Below are 18,025 nucleotides of genomic sequence, written 5' to 3'. Positions count from 1 at the left end.
GCCACTCTGGAACAGTCCTTTCGCCAGGCCGACCCCTGTCGGCAGGGGAAGGATGGCTGAAAATTCGGATTTGACAAGCCAAGCGCTTGCTTGGTGGGGCTGGCGCGCCCTTTCGGGCACGCCAAGGGAGGGTTAAAGCGTCGAGAGGAAGGTGCTGTTGTTCGCCTGCCATTCGGTGATGTCGAGGCGGATGCGCTTCTTGTCCAGCTTGCCGACACTGGTCTTGGGAATTTCAGTAACAAGGGCGATCTGGCTCGGGATGGCCCACTTGCTCAGGTGCCCCAGCTCGACGAAGGGCTTGAGGTGTTCCTTGAGCTCTTTGGCCCCGATGGCATGGCCGTCGCGGATCACCAGCAAGGCAAACGGACGCTCACCCCACTGCGGGTCGGCGATGCCCACCACTGCTACTTCGCGTACCGCTGCGTGGCGACTGATCAAGTCTTCGAGGTCCAGGGAGGAGATCCACTCGCCACCAGTCTTGATCACGTCCTTGATCCGGTCGCGGATGTCGATCACGCCCATGCTGTCCAGCGTCGCCACGTCTCCGGTATGCAACCAGCCCCCGGACCAGAGCTCGGCGCCCTTCTGTGGCTCGTTGAAGTAGCCTTCGGTGAGCCAAGGGGCTCGCAGGACCAATTCACCCTGGGTTTCACCATCGGCGGGCAGGAAATGGCCGTCGCAATCCACGATTGCCGCCTCCACCAGGGGGCCTGGCACACCGGCCTTGATTCGATAGGTGGTGCGTTCGTCTTCGGTGCCCGCCATCAGTTCGTCATTGAGGTGTGCGCACGACACCAGCGGCCCGGTTTCCGACATGCCATACGCGGCAGTCAATTGAATGCCCCTGGCCTTCGCCGCTTCATACAGCGCGCGATTCAACGCGCTGCCGCCAATGACGATTTTCCAGCCCGCGAAATCCGTGCCCTGCGCCGCCTTGGCATTCAGAAGCATTTGCAGGATGGTGGGCACGCAGTGGGAAAAGGTGACCTTTTCCTTGCGCCACAGCTCCACCAGGTATTCAGGATCATAGCGGCCGGGATACACCTGCTTGAGGCCGAGCATCGTCGCGACATACGGCAAGCCCCAGGCATGCACATGGAACATCGGGGTGATCGGCATGTACACGTCGTTGGTACCCAGCAGGCGAACGCTGTCGATGGCGCCCATGATGGTCGACACGCCAATGGTGTGCAGCACCAGTTGCCGATGGGTGAAATACACGCCCTTGGGATTGCCGGTGGTGCCGGTGGTGTAGAAGGTGGTGGCCACCGAGTTTTCGTCGAAATCCTCGAAGTCGTAGCGCGTGCTCGCAGCCGCCAGCAACTGCTCGTACTCACCCACCAGGTTCGGCAGGTCGGCAGTCTTTTCCGGCAGGTCGGTCAGCAGGACGGTTTTCTCGACCGTGGTCAGGTGCCCGGCCACGGCATTGTAGAGCCCCACGAACTCGCTGTTGACCAGCACGAAGCGGTCCTCGGCATGGTTCATGGTGTAGAGAATCTGCTCCGGCGACAGGCGCACGTTGATGGTGTGTATGACCGCGCCGATCATCGGGATGGCGAACATGCACTCCAGGTAACGATGGCTGTCCCAGTCCATCACCGCCACGGTATCACCCGCCTTCACACCCGCCTCGGTCAGCACGTTGGCCAGGCGTGCGACACGTTCGATCAGAGTTGGATAGGTGTAGCGCAGCTGGTCGCGGTAAATGATCTCGCGGGTTTTCTCGTAGCGAGCCCCGGACATCAGCAGCCGTTTGATCAGCAATGGATACTGGTAAGCGCCTTCGGCTGGGGGGATAACGCGAGTCTGCAACATAAGAATCCCTTTTCTGACTGCACGGTCGTGGCTGAAAGCTAGCACTCTAGTGCCCTTGCACGCCGGCCAAATCAGCCAAAGGAATGATTTGCAGAGCCGCCTAAATGCTAGCTTTGCGCCAGCATTCAACGACTTGAACACCCATCCTGTAGGAGCGTCGACCGGCTGCTCCTACAGGGAAGAGGCGGTGGGTCAGTGCATTTCGGTGAACGCCAGTTTTACGCCAATGGCGATCAGCACGGCGCCCATGGTGCGGTCGAACCAGTGACCCATGCGGGCGAAACCGGCGCGCACGCGCTGCTGGCTGAACAGCATGGCCACCAGGCAGAACCAGCTCGCCGTGGCGACGGCAAGGTAAACCCCATAACCGGCCTGCACCGACAGCGGCGTGTGCGGGTTGATGACCACGGTGAACAATGACAGGAAAAACAGGGTGGCCTTCGGGTTCAGGCCGTTGGTCACGAAGCCCGAAGTAAAGGCGCCACGGGCAGTGCGCTCACCCGCTTCCTTGTGCAGATCATCCGCCACGGGTTTGGCCGGTTGCGCCCGCAAGGCCTTGAAGCCGATGTACAGCAAGTAGGCGGCGGCGGCCCATTTCAAGGCGTTGAAGAGCACGATCGACTGGGACACGATCAGACCGATCCCGAGCAAAGAATAACCAACGTGCAGGAAAATCGCCGTACCCACGCCCAGTGCGGTCCAGGTGCCGGCGCGTCGGCCGTGGGTCACGCTTTCGCGCACCACAACGGCAAAGTCCGGGCCGGGGCTGGCAACGGCCAGCAGATGGATAAGGGCGACGGTCAGGAATTCTGTCCAGTACAAGGGAATACCTCGAGGTGATCGGTCGAAAAAACTATGACCCCTGTAGGAGCGGGCTTGCCCGCGATGTCGGTGGGCCAGGCGATATTTTCGTTAACTGACACAACGCTATCGCGAGCAAGCTCGCTCCTACAATGTAGGTCGGCAGGGAGTAACCATTTGTTTCTATCTGGTAGGCTCGGCAGATTACGCCTTCAGTTCAATGCACAAAAGGTACAGTTGATGACGAACTTTTGCCGCGCCGTTTTCCTTGACCATCCATCGCTCGACCTCGGTGACCTGGACCTCTCCCCCTTGCGCGATTGTTTCGACGAACTGGAGCTCTTCGCGCAGACCGCGCCGGAACAGGTCGCCGAACGCCTCAAGGGCGCGACCGTCGCCATCAGCAACAAGATCCTGATCGACGCCGCCGCCATTGCTGCCAGCCCCGACCTGAAGCTGATCCTGATTACCGCCACTGGCACCAACAACGTCGACCTCGCGGCCGCCCGCGCCCATGGCGTGACCGTCTGCAACTGCCAGGGCTACGGCACGCCGTCGGTGGCGCAGCACACGATCATGTTGCTGCTCAACCTGGCCACGCGCCTGGCCGACTACCAGAAGGCCGTCGGTGAAGGTCGTTGGCAACAAGCCAGGCAGTTTTGCCTGCTCGACTACCCGATCGTCGAACTGGAGGGCAAAACCCTCGGCCTGCTCGGACACGGCGAACTCGGTGGCGCCGTTGCCCGATTGGCCGAGGCGTTCGGCATGCGTGTGCTGCTCGGCCAGATTCCAGGTCGCCCTGCTCGCCCGGATCGCTTGCCGTTGGACCAACTGCTGCCGCAGGTCGATGCACTGACCTTGCACTGCCCGCTCAATGAACACACCCGCCACTTCATCGGTGCCCGCGAGCTGGCATCGATGAAGCCGGGCGCGTTCGTGGTCAATACCGCGCGCGGTGGCTTGATCGATGAACAGGCACTGGCCGACGCCTTGCGCGACGGCCACCTCGGCGGTGCGGCCACGGACGTGCTCAGCGTCGAGCCGCCAGCCGCGGGCAATCCGTTGCTGGCCGCCGATATCCCGAGGCTGATCGTCACCCCGCACAACGCCTGGGGCAGTCGCGAAGCGCGCCAGCGCATCGTTGGACAACTGACCGAAAACGCCTTGGGGTACTTCAGCGGTAAGGCACTGCGGGTCGTCAGTTGATAAACTGCCGCACTTTTTTCAGGGAGCAGAATATGGATCCGCGCAGTGAAGTACTGCTTCGTCAGGCCGAGTTATTCCAGGGTGCTGTATTGCTGGCGGGTTTGCCCGCCGACGATTTGCTCGGGCGCCTGCCCGACGCTCACGGCTGGTGCTGGCATGCCGGCGATCAGGCCGCTCTGGAGGCCCGCTTCCCCGGGCGCAGCCATTTCGGCGTAAGCGCCCCGGAACGTGAGTTCGATGCTGCCGTGCTGTTTCTGCCCAAGGCCCGGGACCTGACCGACTATCTGCTCAACGCCCTCGCCTCGCGTCTGGCCGGGAAAGAGCTGTTTCTTGTGGGTGAAAAGCGCAGCGGCATCGAAGGTGCAGCCAAGCAACTGAACCCGTTCGGCAAGCCGCGCAAGCTCGACAGTGCGCGGCATTGCCAACTCTGGCAGGTCACGGTGGCGAACGCGCCTGCGGCCAAGTCCCTGGAAAGCCTGGCGCAAACCTACGAACTGCCATTGGATGAAGGCCCGCTGACCGTCGTCAGCCTGCCGGGTGTATTCAGTCACGGCCGACTGGATCGCGGCAGCGCGATGCTGCTGGAGCACCTTGATAAGTTACCGAGCGGCCATTTACTGGACTTCGGTTGCGGCGCCGGTGTGCTGGGCGCTGCGATCAAGCGTCGCTACCCGGACAACCAGGTGACCTTGCTGGACGTCGATGCATTTGCCACGGCCAGCAGTCGCCTGACCCTGGCGGCCAACGGCCTCGACGCCGAGGTGATTACCGGTGACGGTATCGATGCGGCCCCCATGGGCCTGAGTGCGATTCTGAGCAATCCACCGTTCCATGTCGGGGTGCACACCAACTATCACGCTACCGAGAACTTGCTGAGAAAAGCAGCGAAACACCTGAAATACGGCGGCGAACTCCGCTTGGTTGCCAACAGCTTCCTCAAGTACCAGCCACTGATCGAAGAGCACCTGGGCGTGTGTGCGATCAAAGCCGAAGGACAGGGTTTCCGCATCTACCGGGCCAAGCGCAGCTGACGCGTCTTTAAAAAAAGGGGCTTGCCCAATCGGATTTGCCTAGGCAGAATCCGCTCCGTCCTAGGGGAGTAGTCTCCCACGAGCGCCACGCTCGTCCGGCATGCGTCAACATACTTGGTCCTCAGACCATGGCGCATGCGACCCAAGCCTCCGCATCAGACGGAGCGCAGGGTTTGACAAGACCTATGACACGCACACCTTACCCGGGGCGGGAAGGCTGTACGTGTCATAGCCGTGTCGACCCGCCCCTTAGGAAAACCCTGATGCTGGATTCACTTCTCGTTCCCACCGCAATCGTTGCCTTGGCCGAAATCGGCGACAAGACGCAACTGCTCGCGCTGATTCTGGCTGCCCGGTTCCGTAAACCGTGGCCCATCATCGCCGGCATCGTCGCCGCTACCCTGGCCAACCACGCAGCCGCCGGTGCAGTCGGGGCCTGGTTCGGCAGCTTCTTCTCGGATGCAATGCTGCACTGGATTCTCGCCGCCAGCTTCGCCGCGACCGCGCTCTGGACCTTGGTGCCAGACAAGATGGACGACGACGAAGCCAGCACCACGCGCAAGTTCGGGCCATTCCTGACGACGCTGATTGCGTTCTTCCTGGCGGAGATCGGCGACAAGACGCAAATCGCGACGGTCATGCTCGCTGCGCAATACCCGGAATTGTGGCTGGTGATCATCGGTACCACCGTGGGCATGCTGATTGCCAACGTGCCGGTGGTATTGGCGGGTAACTTTGCTGCCGAGAAACTGCCGTTGACCCTGATCCGTCGTTTGGCGGCCTCGGCGTTCTTCATCCTGGCGGTGGTCGCGGTATATAAGGCGATGCAAAGTAGCGGGTGGGTTTGACGCGCTAGAGCGATAAATGCGCGTTACTTCGGTGACCCCATCGCGGGCAAGCCCGCTCCCACAGGGTTCACGGGCGTCTGCGCAATTCGTGTTTCACACCGCAACCTGTGGGAGCGGGCTTGCCCGCGATTGCGGTGGATCAGGCGACATTGTCGTTAATTGAAACACCTCTATCGCGAGCAAGCTCCCTCCTACAGGGGATCCATCAAGACTTCGGCGCCTTCTCGTACAACGGCATCACCTTCGGAATCGCCGCTTGCAGGGACGCGATCCGGCTGCTGGAGTTCGGGTGAGTGCTCATGAACTCTGGTGGAGACCCTTCCGAAGCCTTGCTCATCTTGTTCCACAAGGTGATCGCCGCATTCGGGTTGTAGCCGGCGCGAGCCGCCAGTTCCAGGCCGATCAGATCCGCTTCGTTTTCATTGGCGCGGCTGTTCGGCAGTGTCATGCCGTAGTTCGCGACGGTGTCGGCCAGAGCCAGGCTGTCCTGGCCCAGACCGAGCAAGGCACCCGCGCCCTGCTTGGCCATTTCGATACCGTAAGCCTTGGACATGGCTTCACGACCGTGCTCGCGCAGGGCGTGGGCGATTTCATGCCCCATGACCGCGGCGATTTCATCGTCGGTCAGCTTCAGGCTGTCGATCAACCCGGTGTAGAAAATGATCTTGCCGCCAGGCCCGCAGTTGGCGTTGAGCTCGTCACTCTTGATCAGGTTGACCTCCCATTTCCACTGCGCCGAATCCGGACGGAAAACCGGTGCCTGGGCAATGAGTCGATTGGCTATCGCCTGGACACGCTTGGCTTCGGCACTGGTCTTGTCCAGCACGCCCTGACTGCTCGCCTCGCCCACGGTCTTCTGGTAAGACTGGGCATACATCTGGTTGACCTCGTCCGTGGACAACATGCTGAACATGTACTGCTTGCGCTCGACACCCACGGCACCGCCGCTGGTGGTGTTGACCGACTGACACCCGGCGAGCAACAGGCCCGCACTCAGAGCACACACAACCAATGTTTTGTTCATCAACACACTCCTTGAAAACTTGCCGGCTATCCTAGGCGCCCATTTGTATTGGCGCCAGATACAACAGACACACAAGCAAACATTTCAGATGAAGCCTGTGCCGTAGGAAAAAATTCACACTCCTACCATCGCCACACCCAGCAATGATTCAAATACGACACTGATCCATCAGAAAGAGTCATTTCGTCGCTCCCCGCTTATGGCGCTTCAAGTCCAGGCCGATACATCACCGCAGACGTCCTCTTGCGGGTGGAGCCCTCATGAAATTCAAGTCGATCCAGTTTTCCGTGGCAGCGCTCGCCGGTGCCATCGTTCTCAGCGTAGTCGCCGCGCTGGTGCTGTATACGCTGTTTTCCGGTGCCCGCACCCAGGTCATGGTCCAGGAGCGAACCCAGGCGCAATTCGAGCAAGTCATCGAGCAGCGCTTGACGTCCCTCGTGCAAACCCAGGTCTCCCAGATCCAGCGTGAACTCGAGGCGCCCTTGCTGATCGCCGGCGGGCTGGTGCGAGTCAACGCCCTGATCGGCACGCCAGGCACCGACGGTCAGCCGCAACTGAGCCTGAACCGTGAGCAACTGATCAGCCTCATCAGGGAAAACGTCGCAAAAAATCCGAAAATTCTCGGCACCTACATTGCCTGGGAACAAAACGTACTGGACCGCAATGATGCGGCCTACGTCGGCACGCAGGTGGTGGGCATCGACCCCGCCAACGGTCGTTTCCTGCCATGGTGGTACCGCAACGCCGATGGCAGCCTGGGGCTGGACAAGCTGGTGGACGTGGACGACCAGAAAACCCTGTCCACAGGGGTGCGCGCCAGCGAGTACTACCTGTGCTCGAAAGAAACCAAAAAGCCCTGCGTGATTGATCCGGCCCCCTACAAGGTCGGCGACAAAATCGTCATGCTTGCGTCCTTCATTGAACCCATCATGCTCAATGGTGCCTTCCAGGGCATCGTCGGCGCCGACCTGTCGGTGAACTTCATCCAGGACATGCTCCTGGGCGCCAACCAGAAGTTGTACAACGGTTCCGGCGTAATGGCACTGATCGGCGGCAATGGCCGGATCGTTGCCTATACCAAGGACCCGAGCAAGTTCGGCGAAAAAGTCAGCGACATCCTCGACAGCCAGCAGGTGGCCAACATGGCCAATCTCAAACGCGGCGAGGTGACTTACAGTGTCGACAAGACTCAGGGCCGGATCGAGTTATACCTGCCGTTCGGCATTGGCCAGACCGATGCTCGCTGGACGCTGATGCTGCAACTGCCGCTGGACGCGGTCATGGCCGACCTGCAAAAACTGCAGGCCGACCTCAATGCTCAACGCAAATCCGACACCTTTGGCATGGCCATGGTTGGCCTGCTGGTTGCGGGCATCGGCCTGCTGGTGATCTGGCTCGTGGGCCACGGCATTGCACGCCCACTCAAACAAATGGTGGCCATGCTCGACGACATCGCCAAGGGTGAAGGTGACCTGACCCGCCGCCTGACCAGTGATCGCGCCGATGAACTGGGCTCGATTGCCAACGGCTTCAACACGTTCCTCGCCAAATTGCAGGCGATGATCACCCAGGTCGTCAGTTCGGTGCAGAGTGTCAGCGACTCCTCGGAACACACCGCCGACATTGCCATCCGCACCAACATCGGCGTGCAGAAGCAGATGGTCGAGATCGATCAGGTGGCTACCGCGGTGCATGAAATGACCGCCACGGCCCAGGATGTGGCGCGCAACGCCACCCAGGCAGCGCAAGCCGCCAGTCATGCCGACCAGTCGGCGGCCCAGGGCAAGCAGATCGTGCAGGACACGTCGAACTCGATCGGCGTGCTGGCGGTGGAAATCGGCAAGGCGGTGAACGTTGTACAAGCGCTGGCCAAGGACAGCGAGAACATCAACGCCATCCTCACCGCCATCCGTGGCATCGCCGAACAGACCAACCTGCTGGCGTTGAATGCCGCCATCGAAGCGGCGCGAGCCGGGGAACAGGGCCGCGGCTTTGCCGTGGTAGCCGATGAGGTGCGCAATCTGGCGCAGAAAACCCAGAAGGCCACCGAAGAAATCCAGACCATGATCCAGCAACTGCAACAGGGCACGCGGGACGTGGTGCGCGTGATGGAAGACAGCCAGAGCCGCACCGACGAAAGCGTGCAACAGGCGGCCAAGGCAGCCGAAGCGCTGGATGCGATTACCCAGGCCGTGTCAGTGATCAATGACATGAACACACAGATCGCCAGCGCCGCCGAGGAACAGAGTGCGGTGGCCGATGACATCAACCGCAACGTGATCAACATCGGCCAGGTGGCCGGTGAAGTGGCGGGCGGAGCCGATGAATCGAGCGCGGCGAGTGCGGGCTTGACCAAATTGGCTGAGCAGCAGCGGCGGTTGATCAATCAGTTCAAGGTTTGATTCAAGGGCCCCATCGCGGGCAAGCCCGCTCTCACAGGTTGTGTGTCGTAGCCAAATTCTCCAGCTGATACAAAAACCCTGTGGGAGCGAGCTTGCTCGCGATGGAGGCCGGACCTGACACCCCATCAAGCCGGGGTCAGGCACTCCGGGCCATTGAGCTTCGGATCATTCACCAGGTTGGCCAGCACCCGCTCGCGCAATGGAACCGGCTCGCTGGCCAACAACCCTTGCAACACATGCAGGGGCGTCTCTGGATCCAGCCAGGCCTGCTGCCCCGCCGCATCGAGAATCAACGGACGACGCTGGCTCGCCGCCGGCTGGGTGATCACCGCCGTGCTCAACCACACCTGTTCCTGGACGGGATAGGCTTCCCAGACCGCAGCAAAAAACAGTGAAGAACCCTCCCCAGGCGTCAGCCAATACGGGCGTTTGCGAGTGCCACCGCGCCATTCGTAAAAGCCGTTGGCCGGTAACAGACAGCGGCGTTCACGCAGGGCCTGGCGAAACATCGGTTGCTCGGCCACGGTTTCAGCGCGGGCGTGGGCCGGAGTGCGCGACAGGTCGGTCAACCACGGCGGCGTCAGCCCCCAGCGCGCGCGCGCCAGCTCGCGCTGACCGTCCGCACCGGCACGCAGCATCAATACCGAATCATTGGGGGAAATGTTCCACTGGGCCTGCTGATCGGCAGGGAAGCCAGGCAGGGCCGCGAAAGCGGGATTCCAGCGGAACAGGGCATAACGTCCACACATGGGGTAACAGGACTCTTGAGAAAACGCTCGCCAGCCTAACAGACCAGCGTGCCGGGAAAACTGTCCGGTTCATCGCCGGGCAGCGGCAGGGCCGCATTGTACGCAGCGATCAACGCTCGGGCATTGTCCGCCTGATCATCCTCGACCGATAACCCCAACAGACCGAAGATCGGCAGTTCGCCGCTGCCACCGAGCAAATCCCGCCCGGCCAGATGCGCCTCGATGCCTTCACTGGCGAGCATGCTCTTGAGCAGCTCGCCCTCCATCAGGTTTTCAGGCTCATAGATTCGCCGCATGGAGCGCCCCTTCATTCGTTTTCGCTGTGAACTTCAAGCATCCATTCGTGGCCATCGGTCTGCAGCACAAAGGTGATGGGCCTGCAGCACACCGGGCAATCCTCGATGTAGGTCTGATCGCCGCCGGACAAATCCAGCACCGCTTCGGCTTCTTCTCCACAATACGGGCATTCGTAGCGTTCGGTTTCCAGCATCGCGGTCTCCAGGGTGACTTGTGCGTATAATCGCCGGTCTATTTGCAGGGCTATTGGTGTCTGACTACTTTTTCAGACCGTGCCCCGCCGGTTTTCGATCAAAACCTTTACTTACACTAGCCGTTTCCAACAAGAGAGCATGATGGGCGAATTCGATGCCATCCGACCTTACGACGATAGCGAAGTACCAGCGGTGCTGGCACGTTTGCTCAGCGACAAGGCGTTTCTAGATATCCTCACCCACTTCCGCTTTCCGCGTTTTGCCGGCGCGCTGGGCTGGATGCTCAAACCGCTTATCGCCCGCCGCCTGCGCCGTGAGTTCGCGGGCGTCAATTCGGTGGCCACCCTGCAAGACAAGGTCGAGTATTACGTCGACCACACCATCGACCGCGCCACGGATGGAGTGACCTACACCGGCGTCGAGCAGTTCAAGTCCGGCAGTGCCTACCTGTTCATTGCCAACCACCGCGACATCGTGATGGATCCGGCCTTCGTCAACTACGCCGTGTACCACGCCGGCCTGCCGACACCGCGCATTGCCATTGGCGACAACCTGCTGCAAAAACCTTTCGTCAGCGACCTGATGCGCCTGAACAAGAGCTTCATCGTGCATCGCTCGATTACCGGGCGCCGGGAAAAAATGGCGGCTTACCAATTGTTGTCCGCCTATATCAACCACTCGATCCGCAACGATTGCGCTTCGATCTGGATCGCCCAGGCCGAAGGGCGGGCCAAGGACGGCGATGACCGTACCGAGTCGGCGATCCTCAAGATGTTCCATATGAGCCGCAAAGACGAGCCGTTCGGCGAAGTCATCCGCTCGCTGAACCTGACCCCGGTGTCGATCAGCTACGAATACGACCCGTGCGACCAGGCCAAGGCCCGTGAGTTGTATATCCGCGCCACGACCGGCAGCTACACCAAGGCGCCTGGCGAGGACGATGTGAGCATCGCCAAGGGCATCACCGGCTACAAGGGCCGGGTGCACGTCAACTTCGCGGCGCCCATCACCGAGTTGTTCGAAGACACCAAGCAATTGGCAGTCGAAATGGACAAACAAATCCTCGGCGGTTATCGCCTGTTCCCGGTGCATTACCTGGCTTACGAGCAATGGCAGGACGCCGACCCGCAGTTGCAGGTGCCGAGCGCTTCCCAGGTATTTGCCGCCGATGAGCTGGCCAAGGCCCAGGCACAATGGCAAGAGCGCCTTGACGCTTGTCCCGAAGAGCACCGTCCGTTTTTGGTCCTGCAATACGCGACGCCCGTGCGCAATCAGTACCGGGTGAAAGCCGGCTTACCGTTGTAGGGGGCTGGACATGAAAAACGGCGCTCTCGGGCGCCGTTTTTCATGGGGGTTACCTGGATCAGACCATCAGACCCGCGTGCTGATCCACGACACCAGCAACGCCAAGCCCAGGCAGGCAAAACCGAAGCGGTAGAAAAACCGGTTCATGCGCAAGGTCGCCCAATCCATGATTGGCTCTTCACTTGGACGGCTCTGACGCTGCGCCACCAGACTGGCCTGCGCGCGCAGTTCACGACGACGGGTGGCGTGCAGCAGCCAGCTGCCGGGGCAGGCAAACAGCAAGGCCAGAAGGTTGATCAGTTTGGCGGGATGGGCGGTTAACAGCGTCATCAAGTGAAGCGACATCACGAACCTCGGACAAAACAAGCGTGGCAGGCGTCGGATCGACGGTTGCGGCGCGAATTCTACCGAAAGACGTGCGTGCTGCCGAAGTTTTACGACAAATAACGCACCATTTGGCAGATTCCTGCCCTGCGTCACGGCTTCGTCATCTGAATGCGCCAACCTTTCGCCCGACCAAAACCGACACGGACATTGTCATGTTGCACGCCGAAAATCAGGATCGTCTCTACCTCGTCGCCCAAAGTGACGAACAACAAACGCTGGTGGGCAGCCTCGCCTTCAACGTTCAGGATCGCCATTGGCTGGTGTACTGCGCACTGGGTGGGCATCAACATGCGGACTTGCCCGAGACGGACTTGCTCACTGGCGTGAGCGTGCTGGATTTTTACTGCGAGGCGGCTTGAACTGAGTGGCGGCTATAAACCGCCATCGCGGGCAACTACCCCTAATGAAAAAGCCCGGGACCATCACTGGCACCGGGCTTTTTTGCATCAGGCAAGCAATTACTCGCCGAGGATCTGCCCCACGGTCGGGTCCTTGAACAGGCGCGTCAACGCATCGCTCAATACGTCGCTGACCAGCTTGGTGTTGGTTTCCTGGTTCGGCGCCATGCCAAAGCGCTGATCCAGTGAAGCGCCGTAACGACCGCTGTAGCGGCGGTTGGCGTTCTGTACGTCGGAGCGGAAGGTCGCGCCGATGGTCGCCTCGGTCACGTACATGCCTTCCTTCGGCGACTGGTACTTCAGCTCGGCCAGGGTCACGGTCAGTTGTGGGGCGTTCAGCGCGTTGGACGTCGGAGTGAAGCCCAACAGGCGCACGGCCGCTTCGGCCTGGGCCTGCAACTTCGGCAGAATCTGTGCCCCCTGCACGGTGATCGCGCTGGTTTCAGGGTACAGGCCGCCGCGGGTGCCCAGGGTCGGCGACGGACGACCGTCCACCACGCGCACCACCACTGGCTGGCCATGGCCGACCGGTGCCAGCTGAGCGGTCAGCTTCGGCTCCGGATTGAGTTGTTGCGGGCTGTGGGCGCAGCCAGCCAGCGTCAAGCTGGTTACAGTGATCAAACCGAACAACAAGCGTTGCAACATGCTCTTCTCTCCAGAATCAGGCACAAACAGGTCGGCAGTATAGCGGTGCGCCAGCGCGGCGAACCAGCGCAACAATCACTGAAAAGTCCGACAAGGCCTTCGGATTCGGCGCCTGTCACACAGATTTCACCCTTCATACACTTGCACGTCACGTTTTTTGGACAATCTCCACAGCAATCCACCTCAAGGTACATGGCCATGCGTTTCCTGACTTCATTGTTCGCACGCCGCCCGCTGCCTCGCTGCTTCGCCCTGCTCGACCGCAACGGCCACTGCCAGGCGTTCAAACAGTGCAATCTGCAGCCACTGGGTGAAGGCTGGGTCGAAATCGAGGAAATCCGCCTCAATTGGTTGCACCAGCCCCTGCCCGTCAGCGCCCGCGTCAGCCAGCGCCAACCGCGTGCCCGCACGCAGCCACTGTTGGCCATCTGACCAGACGCCTAATAAAAGTCATTAAACACGCCCATTTCCCTGCGTTTCTTAGATACAATCTCCCCCCGATTATAAGGACGTCTCCTGATCGGGCCTCGCAGCATCGTCAACGCCTCCGGCATTGGCACCCCGCACCGCCCCACAGAGAGCCGCCCACACAGATCGAGTGAAGCTGGCGCGCTTGCTGTTCCTTGGCAATCCCTTCTTTTCGCGAATCTGCAGAGCTGTCATTACGCTCGGTCACTGAGCTGTTTGCCCGTTTTGTCCGTCGTGCCTGGCACGACGGCCATCCATCCGGGCGCGGTGCCAGGCTGGGACAGCCCTTTTTTGAGGTTCACGTCTTCAAAAGAGCGTGAAAAAAACGGGTTTTCACAACTTCACAAGAGTGTGGCGAGCAAATGAATAGTTTTGCGTCTGAATATGCACCATTAGCGTCTGGAACAGCCCAACGACACAGGACCGAGTACGCCTCGAACACCGGAGCCTGAAGCCTGTCCGCTACGGATTTGGTTGCACAAACGGATGTCTCGACCATAAGTCGAATTGCCAGTCGCGCGTCGAAATGAGTTCATAGACCTCATTGACCCGGCCGGTAGCGTCCGTCGAAGTTGCGATAAATTGCGAAGATTCGGACATGGCGATACTGCCATGGGTACCTTGGGGCATCATTGACACGCCCCGTCACTCCTGGCAGCCATGCCGACAATTTGGTGCTGCAGATTTTGGAGACGCGTTAAATGGCGCATAACGAAGCAGTCGACGTAGTACTTGTTGGGGCCGGCATCATGAGTGCCACCCTGGCCGTACTGCTCAAAGAGCTCGACCCCGCGATCAAGCTGGAAGTCGTCGAGCTGATGGATTCCGGTGCCGCGGAGAGCTCCAACCCGTGGAACAACGCCGGTACCGGTCACGCCGGGCTGTGTGAGCTCAACTACACGCCACAGGGCGCTGACGGCGTCGTTGACATCAAGAAAGCCGTGCACATCAACACCCAGTTCGAAGTGTCGAAGCAGTTCTGGTCCTATCTGACCAAAAAAGGCACCTTCGGCTCGTGCAAATCCTTTATCAGTCCGGTTCCGCACCTGAGCTTCGTCCAGGGCGACAGCGGCGTGTCGTTCCTCAAGGAACGCTTCAAGGTGCTGAGCAAGCATCACGCTTTCGCCGACATGGAGTACACCGAAGACAAGGCCATGATGGCCGAATGGATGCCATTGATGATGCCTGGCCGCGACAAGGACGAAGTCCTCGCCGCCACCCGCGTCATCAATGGCACCGACGTCAACTTCGGCGCACTGACCAACCAGTTGCTCAAGCACCTGACCAGCGCGCCCGATGCCCAGGTCAAGTACTGCAAGCGCGTCACCGGCCTGAAGCGCAACAATGGCGGTTGGACCGTCAGCATCAAGGACGTCAACAGCGGCAACACCCGTGAAGTCGACGCCAAATTCGTGTTCCTCGGCGCGGGCGGCGCGGCTCTGCCGCTGCTGCAGGCATCGGGCATCGAGGAAAGCAAAGGCTTCGGTGGCTTCCCGATCAGTGGCCAGTGGCTGCGTTGCGACAACCCGGAAGTGGTCAAGCACCACCAGGCCAAGGTGTACAGCCAAGCCGCCGTGGGTTCGCCGCCGATGTCCGTGCCGCACCTGGACACTCGCGTGGTCGACGGCAAGAAATCCCTGCTGTTCGGACCGTACGCCGGTTTCACCACCAAGTTCCTCAAGCACGGTTCGTTCATGGACCTGCCCATGTCGGTTCGGGCCGGCAACATCGGCCCGATGCTCGCCGTGGCGAAAAACAACATGGACCTGACCAAGTACCTGGTCAGTGAAGTGATGCAATCGATGGAGCAGCGCCTGGAATCCCTGCGTCGCTTCTACCCCGAAGCCAAAGCCGAAGACTGGCGCCTGGAAGTGGCCGGCCAACGGGTGCAGATCATCAAGAAGGACCCGAAAAAAGGCGGCATCCTGCAGTTCGGCACCGAACTGGTCGCCGCCAAAGACGGTTCCCTGGCGGCACTGCTCGGCGCTTCGCCGGGTGCTTCGGTGACGGTTTCGATCATGTTGGAGCTGATTGAAAAATGCTTCCCGGGCAAGGCCTCCGGCGAGTGGGCTGCCAAACTGGCGGAAATCTTCCCGGCCCGTGAAAAAGTCCTGGAAACCGACGCTGCGCTGTATCGCAAGATCAACGCGCAGAACAACGTCGCGCTGGAACTGGTTGAAGAAAGCAGCGAAACCCCAAGCTTCGCTTGATTCAGCCCCATAAAAAACGCCCCGCTCTCGTTGAGAGCGGGGCGTTTTTTTATGCCTGAATACAATCTCCGATACCTGTAGGAGCCAGCATGCTCGCGATGAACGCCAGAACACTGCGGGGCATCAGGCTCCCCGCGTCATCGTTGCCCTCCATCGCGAGCATGCTCGCTCCTACAGGGGATCAGCCGCGGGCAGCGTTGATCAATTCGATGTACTCAGCGGCGTTACGCTGATCCTTGATCAACGCGACAAAATCATTGCCGTGCTCGTCCTTGCCATCGAAGTCCAGGCCTTCGGCCTTGAAGAACACCAGGAAACGTTCGAAGTCGTCGATGCGCAGGCCACGATAGGCCTTGATCAGTTTGTGCAGAGACGGCGAAGTGGCATCGACCGGTTCGAAATCGAGAAACAACTTGATCTGCTCGTCGCCGATCTCGTCACCAATCACTTGCTTCTTATCTTTACGCATTGCCGACTCCAGCTCGCAGACATTTCACGGGGACGGCAGTTTACCCCTCACTGGCCGCCCGGCTCAACGCGGACGCACGGCGCCGGTGTGCAAATCAGCCCACACGTGTCCATTGGCGTAGCTCAGGAACTGGCAATACACGGTTTCATTGCGCAACAGGTCGACGACCACACGGTACTGCGCCAGCGGGTAGAACAGCGTCAGGGTTTTGCTCTTGTCGTCGTAGATCGGCTTTTTCAGGCTTTTGCTTTCGCCATCGAAGTTGACCAGCACCTGGGTGATGGTCGCGCCCTTGTTCAGGGATTTGCCCTTGAGGCGAATCAACAACGGCGAGGTGACCGGAATCGGTTGCTGATTGGACTGGCGCTGGCTGCCGACCACCACCGAATACTCGGTGACCTGCAACAGTTGTTGCTGTTCCGGCTCGGCGTCGCGCAAGGTCAGATCATCGGGGGGCAGGAACTGCGCGTGCATCGGCGCCGGCGCCGCCGCCAGGGGCAGGCTGAGGGTCAGCAACAGGGCGGTGCAGCAGCGGATCAAAGGGCTCATGACGGGCTCCAAAAGTAAACGCATCCCCCCTGTAGAAGCGAGCTTGCTCGCGACGGACGTCAACGGTAACGCGGGAAACCTGATGCTCCGCGGTGTTCTTGCGTCCATCGCGAGCAAGCTCGCTCCTACAGGGAAAGGGGGGATCAATCGAACTGCGTGCGCATCCAGGCCTGGTACTCCGCCACGCCCGGCTCGCCTTCTCGCGGCGCCCAAGGTGCGAGTTCGCCTTCGCCAACAGGGCGATAAGGCCCGGCCTTGCACTCGAACATCAGGCTGTCGGCTTCCAGCACCACGAGGCCGTGGAACACACCGATCGGCAAATCCACACCCACACATTCACCACCAGCCTGAAGAACCTGCTTTCGCACCACCCTACCGGACTCGTCGAAAATCAGCAGGCCAAGACGCCCTTTGAGTACCAGCAAGGTTTCGGCCTTGTTTTCCCCCAGGTGACGGTGAGGCGGAATGTAGGTGGTGGGTTGCAGGCCCACCGCCATTCGGTGACAGGCCTCATCCATCTCATGGAAATTGTGATGCTGGCGGCCACGCGGGTTGGCCCCGGCTTTCTCGGCAAGGTCGGTGAACAGGGTCTGGTCAAGAAAGCGCGGCGTTCCCATGGCTTACATCCCTTTAACGGCAAAAATCCCGTTGGCGTTGCGCCAGTAGCCCTTGTAGTCCATGCCGTAACCAAAGATGTAGCGGTCGATGCACGGCAGGCCAACGAAATCGGCTTTCAGGTCCGGGCGTGCCTTGCGGTCGTGATCCTTGTCGATCAACACGGCGGTGTGCACTTTGCGCGCGCCGGCATGTTTGCAGAAATCGATGATCGCACCCAGGGTGTGACCTTCGTCGAGGATGTCGTCGATGATCAGCACGTCACGGTCGATGAACGACACTTCCGGCTTGGCTTTCCAGAACAGCTCGCCGCCACTGGTTTCGTTGCGGTAGCGAGTGGCGTGCAGGTAGGACGCTTCCAGCGGGAATTGCAGATGGGTGAGCAGCTTGCCGGCGAAAATCAGGCCGCCGTTCATGACGCAGAACACCACCGGGTTGGTATCCGCCAGTTGTTCGTTGATGTGTGCACCGACACGGGCGATGGCCGCCTCGACCTCCGCTTCGGTGTACAGGCAGTCAGCCTCTCGCATGATTTGACGGATATGCTCGAGATCAGCGGACATGGTGCTCTCCAGGGGTGCAAGTTGGGAAAAGCGGGCAAAGGTACGCATC

General features: G+C 60.4%; 20 protein-coding genes, 1 pseudogene and 1 riboswitch. Of the genes and pseudogenes, 9 read left to right on the top strand and 12 right to left on the bottom strand.

The annotated features are described in order from the left end of the window. Window positions 1–132: 132 nt before the first annotated feature. On the bottom strand, window positions 133–1,815 hold the full coding sequence (locus AB4N64_RS00430) for a fatty acid--CoA ligase (RefSeq protein ID WP_460120990.1): 1,683 nt from the start codon (window positions 1,813–1,815) through the stop codon (window positions 133–135). Between the two features lie 192 nt (window positions 1,816–2,007). Next, window positions 2,008–2,637, bottom strand: a complete 630-nt coding sequence (locus AB4N64_RS00425) for a LysE family translocator (RefSeq protein WP_460120988.1) — start codon at window positions 2,635–2,637, stop codon at window positions 2,008–2,010. 219 nt (window positions 2,638–2,856) lie between these two features. On the opposite strand from AB4N64_RS00425, the gene AB4N64_RS00420 reads away from it, so the two are divergent. The 3 genes from AB4N64_RS00420 (at window position 2,857) to AB4N64_RS00410 (ending at window position 5,701) form a co-directional block, all read left to right on the top strand. Next, a complete protein-coding gene (locus tag AB4N64_RS00420) occupies window positions 2,857–3,822 on the top strand; it encodes a 2-hydroxyacid dehydrogenase (protein ID WP_460120985.1) in 966 nt (321 codons plus the stop codon). Window positions 3,823–3,854: 32 nt separating this feature from the next. After that, window positions 3,855–4,853, top strand: coding sequence for a methyltransferase (locus tag AB4N64_RS00415; RefSeq protein WP_460120983.1), 999 nt, complete (start codon window positions 3,855–3,857; stop codon window positions 4,851–4,853). Window positions 4,854–4,903: 50 nt separating this feature from the next. Further along, window positions 4,904–5,028: riboswitch (yybP-ykoY riboswitch) on the top strand. Between the two features lie 88 nt (window positions 5,029–5,116). Then, the gene (locus AB4N64_RS00410; protein WP_460120981.1) at window positions 5,117–5,701 is read left to right on the top strand and encodes a TMEM165/GDT1 family protein; all 585 of its coding nucleotides are present in this window, start codon (window positions 5,117–5,119) and stop codon (window positions 5,699–5,701) included. Between the two features lie 205 nt (window positions 5,702–5,906). Here the strand turns inward: AB4N64_RS00410 and AB4N64_RS00405 are convergent, their stop codons facing one another. Continuing rightward, window positions 5,907–6,725: a M48 family metallopeptidase gene (locus AB4N64_RS00405; RefSeq protein WP_460120980.1), complete on the bottom strand. Its 819-nt coding sequence runs from the start codon at window positions 6,723–6,725 to the stop codon at window positions 5,907–5,909. A 260-nt stretch (window positions 6,726–6,985) separates the two neighbouring features. Here AB4N64_RS00405 and AB4N64_RS00400 point away from each other — a divergent pair. Continuing rightward, window positions 6,986–8,272 (top strand): annotated as a pseudogene (locus tag AB4N64_RS00400) (methyl-accepting chemotaxis protein); the annotation flags it as partial. A 12-nt stretch (window positions 8,273–8,284) separates the two neighbouring features. Then, on the top strand, window positions 8,285–9,127 hold the full coding sequence (locus tag AB4N64_RS00395) for a methyl-accepting chemotaxis protein (RefSeq protein ID WP_460126552.1): 843 nt from the start codon (window positions 8,285–8,287) through the stop codon (window positions 9,125–9,127). A gap of 125 nt (window positions 9,128–9,252) precedes the next feature. On the opposite strand, the gene AB4N64_RS00390 is transcribed toward AB4N64_RS00395, so the two are convergent. The 3 genes from AB4N64_RS00390 to AB4N64_RS00380 are packed head-to-tail and all read right to left on the bottom strand — an operon-like array spanning window position 9,253 to window position 10,366. Next, on the bottom strand, window positions 9,253–9,876 hold the full coding sequence (locus AB4N64_RS00390) for an SOS response-associated peptidase (protein ID WP_460120978.1): 624 nt from the start codon (window positions 9,874–9,876) through the stop codon (window positions 9,253–9,255). A 35-nt stretch (window positions 9,877–9,911) separates the two neighbouring features. Then, window positions 9,912–10,172, bottom strand: a complete 261-nt coding sequence (locus AB4N64_RS00385) for a putative signal transducing protein (protein ID WP_460120976.1) — start codon at window positions 10,170–10,172, stop codon at window positions 9,912–9,914. Between the two features lie 11 nt (window positions 10,173–10,183). Beyond that, the gene (locus AB4N64_RS00380) at window positions 10,184–10,366 is read right to left on the bottom strand and encodes a CPXCG motif-containing cysteine-rich protein (RefSeq protein WP_460120974.1); all 183 of its coding nucleotides are present in this window, start codon (window positions 10,364–10,366) and stop codon (window positions 10,184–10,186) included. 142 nt (window positions 10,367–10,508) lie between these two features. On the opposite strand from AB4N64_RS00380, the gene AB4N64_RS00375 reads away from it, so the two are divergent. After that, window positions 10,509–11,672: a 1-acyl-sn-glycerol-3-phosphate acyltransferase gene (locus AB4N64_RS00375; RefSeq protein WP_460120972.1), complete on the top strand. Its 1,164-nt coding sequence runs from the start codon at window positions 10,509–10,511 to the stop codon at window positions 11,670–11,672. Between the two features lie 66 nt (window positions 11,673–11,738). On the opposite strand, the gene AB4N64_RS00370 is transcribed toward AB4N64_RS00375, so the two are convergent. Continuing rightward, window positions 11,739–12,017, bottom strand: coding sequence for a hypothetical protein (locus AB4N64_RS00370; protein ID WP_460120970.1), 279 nt, complete (start codon window positions 12,015–12,017; stop codon window positions 11,739–11,741). 194 nt (window positions 12,018–12,211) lie between these two features. On the opposite strand from AB4N64_RS00370, the gene AB4N64_RS00365 reads away from it, so the two are divergent. Further along, window positions 12,212–12,418: a hypothetical protein gene (locus AB4N64_RS00365; protein WP_460120968.1), complete on the top strand. Its 207-nt coding sequence runs from the start codon at window positions 12,212–12,214 to the stop codon at window positions 12,416–12,418. A gap of 99 nt (window positions 12,419–12,517) precedes the next feature. Here the strand turns inward: AB4N64_RS00365 and AB4N64_RS00360 are convergent, their stop codons facing one another. Further along, window positions 12,518–13,102 carry a YajG family lipoprotein gene (locus tag AB4N64_RS00360; protein WP_460120966.1) on the bottom strand — a complete coding sequence of 195 codons (585 nt, stop codon included), beginning with the start codon at window positions 13,100–13,102 and terminating at the stop codon, window positions 12,518–12,520. Window positions 13,103–13,300: 198 nt separating this feature from the next. Here AB4N64_RS00360 and AB4N64_RS00355 point away from each other — a divergent pair, with 198 nt between their 5' ends. Then, complete coding sequence (locus AB4N64_RS00355; RefSeq protein ID WP_460120964.1) at window positions 13,301–13,534, top strand: hypothetical protein; 234 nt, start codon at window positions 13,301–13,303, stop codon at window positions 13,532–13,534. A gap of 737 nt (window positions 13,535–14,271) precedes the next feature. Beyond that, entirely contained in the window at window positions 14,272–15,780 is a 1,509-nt protein-coding gene (gene mqo, locus AB4N64_RS00350; protein ID WP_460120962.1) for a malate dehydrogenase (quinone), read from the top strand. A 181-nt stretch (window positions 15,781–15,961) separates the two neighbouring features. Here the strand turns inward: mqo and AB4N64_RS00345 are convergent, their stop codons facing one another. The 4 genes from AB4N64_RS00345 to AB4N64_RS00330 form a co-directional block, all read right to left on the bottom strand. Then, complete coding sequence (locus AB4N64_RS00345) at window positions 15,962–16,249, bottom strand: PA4642 family protein (protein ID WP_460120960.1); 288 nt, start codon at window positions 16,247–16,249, stop codon at window positions 15,962–15,964. Between the two features lie 63 nt (window positions 16,250–16,312). Then, window positions 16,313–16,798 carry a hypothetical protein gene (locus AB4N64_RS00340; protein ID WP_460120959.1) on the bottom strand — a complete coding sequence of 162 codons (486 nt, stop codon included), beginning with the start codon at window positions 16,796–16,798 and terminating at the stop codon, window positions 16,313–16,315. 143 nt (window positions 16,799–16,941) lie between these two features. Continuing rightward, complete coding sequence (locus tag AB4N64_RS00335) at window positions 16,942–17,415, bottom strand: WbuC family cupin fold metalloprotein (protein ID WP_460120957.1); 474 nt, start codon at window positions 17,413–17,415, stop codon at window positions 16,942–16,944. A gap of 3 nt (window positions 17,416–17,418) precedes the next feature. Then, entirely contained in the window at window positions 17,419–17,976 is a 558-nt protein-coding gene (locus tag AB4N64_RS00330) for a hypoxanthine-guanine phosphoribosyltransferase (protein ID WP_046030190.1), read from the bottom strand. Window positions 17,977–18,025 lie beyond the last annotated feature (49 nt).

Source organism: Pseudomonas sp. S2_C03, from assembly GCF_054668405.1.
The sequence above is the reverse complement of the archived record's forward strand: the minus strand, read 5'-3'. Positions and strand labels throughout refer to the sequence as shown.

Bases quoted from the DNA above. Each gene is read 5' to 3' on its own strand.
- AB4N64_RS00395 (WP_460126552.1), top strand. From the start codon at position 8,285: ATGATCACCCAGGTCGTCAGTTCGGTGCAGAGTGTCAGCGACTCCTCG.
- AB4N64_RS00430 (WP_460120990.1), bottom strand. From the start codon at position 1,815: ATGTTGCAGACTCGCGTTATCCCCCCAGCCGAAGGCGCTTACCAGTAT.
- AB4N64_RS00375 (WP_460120972.1), top strand. From the start codon at position 10,509: ATGGGCGAATTCGATGCCATCCGACCTTACGACGATAGCGAAGTACCA.
- AB4N64_RS00360 (WP_460120966.1), bottom strand. From the start codon at position 13,102: ATGTTGCAACGCTTGTTGTTCGGTTTGATCACTGTAACCAGCTTGACG.
- AB4N64_RS00410 (WP_460120981.1), top strand. From the start codon at position 5,117: ATGCTGGATTCACTTCTCGTTCCCACCGCAATCGTTGCCTTGGCCGAA.
- AB4N64_RS00405 (WP_460120980.1), bottom strand. From the start codon at position 6,725: ATGAACAAAACATTGGTTGTGTGTGCTCTGAGTGCGGGCCTGTTGCTC.
- AB4N64_RS00355 (WP_460120964.1), top strand. From the start codon at position 13,301: ATGCGTTTCCTGACTTCATTGTTCGCACGCCGCCCGCTGCCTCGCTGC.
- AB4N64_RS00380 (WP_460120974.1), bottom strand. From the start codon at position 10,366: ATGCTGGAAACCGAACGCTACGAATGCCCGTATTGTGGAGAAGAAGCC.
- AB4N64_RS00365 (WP_460120968.1), top strand. From the start codon at position 12,212: ATGTTGCACGCCGAAAATCAGGATCGTCTCTACCTCGTCGCCCAAAGT.
- AB4N64_RS00385 (WP_460120976.1), bottom strand. From the start codon at position 10,172: ATGCGGCGAATCTATGAGCCTGAAAACCTGATGGAGGGCGAGCTGCTC.
- AB4N64_RS00345 (WP_460120960.1), bottom strand. From the start codon at position 16,249: ATGCGTAAAGATAAGAAGCAAGTGATTGGTGACGAGATCGGCGACGAG.
- AB4N64_RS00420 (WP_460120985.1), top strand. From the start codon at position 2,857: ATGACGAACTTTTGCCGCGCCGTTTTCCTTGACCATCCATCGCTCGAC.
- AB4N64_RS00370 (WP_460120970.1), bottom strand. From the start codon at position 12,017: ATGTCGCTTCACTTGATGACGCTGTTAACCGCCCATCCCGCCAAACTG.
- AB4N64_RS00390 (WP_460120978.1), bottom strand. From the start codon at position 9,876: ATGTGTGGACGTTATGCCCTGTTCCGCTGGAATCCCGCTTTCGCGGCC.
- mqo (WP_460120962.1), top strand. From the start codon at position 14,272: ATGGCGCATAACGAAGCAGTCGACGTAGTACTTGTTGGGGCCGGCATC.
- AB4N64_RS00415 (WP_460120983.1), top strand. From the start codon at position 3,855: ATGGATCCGCGCAGTGAAGTACTGCTTCGTCAGGCCGAGTTATTCCAG.
- AB4N64_RS00335 (WP_460120957.1), bottom strand. From the start codon at position 17,415: ATGGGAACGCCGCGCTTTCTTGACCAGACCCTGTTCACCGACCTTGCC.
- AB4N64_RS00340 (WP_460120959.1), bottom strand. From the start codon at position 16,798: ATGAGCCCTTTGATCCGCTGCTGCACCGCCCTGTTGCTGACCCTCAGC.
- AB4N64_RS00330 (WP_046030190.1), bottom strand. From the start codon at position 17,976: ATGTCCGCTGATCTCGAGCATATCCGTCAAATCATGCGAGAGGCTGAC.